Raw genomic sequence first — 769 nt, 5'->3', positions numbered from 1 at the left:
AATGTTATATGGGAGATTATATGTCTGTTCTTAAAATGATGGATCTCGACCTTAAAGGAAAGAGGGTTTTGATTCGCGAAGATTTGAATGTTCCAGTTAAAGATGGAAAGGTAACGAGTGATGCACGTATTCGAGCGTCATTGCCTACAATCAAGCATGCTATGGAAGCCGGCGCTAAAGTAATGCTTATGTCTCATTTGGGTCGACCAACTGAGGGTGAGTATGATGAGGCTTTTTCACTGGCGCCCGTTGCTAGTCATATGTCCGATCTGCTCGGTAAAGATATTCCAGTACTAAAAGATTGGCAGGATACAGACGGTCTGAATGACGGCGACGTTGTGTTATTTGAAAATGTTAGATTTAACGTTGGTGAAAAGAAAGATGATGAGGCTTTGTCAAAGGCCTATGCAAAGCTTTGTGATATTTATGTGATGGATGCTTTCGGAACCGCTCATCGCGCACAAGCATCTACGCATGGTGTCGGCAAATTTGCCCCTGTTGCCTGCGCAGGCCCTTTGCTTGCTGCTGAACTGGATGCTTTAGGAAAAGCATTAAAAGAACCTAAGCGACCTTTAGTTGCTATTGTTGGTGGTTCCAAAGTCTCCACTAAATTAACAGTGCTTGAGTCACTTTCTGATATTGTTGACCAGCTAATTGTCGGTGGCGGTATTGCTAATACCTTTTTAGCTGCTGATGGCAAGGCTGTTGGTAAGTCTTTGTGTGAGGAAGATTTAATTCCCAAGGCTAAAGCTCTTAGCGAAAAGACTCA

General features: G+C 43.2%; 1 protein-coding gene. It reads left to right on the top strand.

Annotated elements, in window-relative coordinates; translation table 11 throughout:
• Window positions 1-20: 20 nt before the first annotated feature.
• Window positions 21-769, top strand: a 749-nt coding sequence (locus A3735_RS24890; RefSeq protein WP_156499908.1) for a phosphoglycerate kinase, incomplete at its 3' end; no start/stop codon positions are given.

It is taken from the genome of Oleiphilus sp. HI0061, assembly GCF_001635675.1.
The sequence above is the reverse complement of the archived record's forward strand: the minus strand, read 5'-3'. Positions and strand labels throughout refer to the sequence as shown.